At 60.6% G+C, this 277-nt stretch carries 1 pseudogene; it reads left to right on the forward strand.

Going from position 1 to position 277, the window contains the following annotated elements:
• Positions 1-277: pseudogene (locus M2D63_RS25765) on the forward strand (ABC transporter substrate-binding protein); the annotation flags it as partial.

The raw sequence follows: 277 nt of genomic DNA on the forward strand, positions 1-277 counted from the left end.
AGTTCGACGCCGAGAAAGACAACGACAGCGCCGACATCGGTGACGTCGGCGCCGCCTTCGGCACGATTGCCGTGGACAAGGGCGTGACCCAGCCGTACAAGCCGAGCACCTGGGACCAGGTCCCAGCGTGGGCCAAGGACCAGGACGGCCACTGGGCCCTTGCCTATACCGGCACCATCGCCTTCATCATCAACAAGCAGTTGGTCAAGTAAGCGGATATCCCGAAATCCTGTCATGACCTGGAAAAAGGCAAGTACAAGGTCGCCATCGGCGACGT

The organism is Pseudomonas sp. BJa5 (assembly GCF_030272875.2).
Lineage (GTDB): Bacteria > Pseudomonadota > Gammaproteobacteria > Pseudomonadales > Pseudomonadaceae > Aquipseudomonas.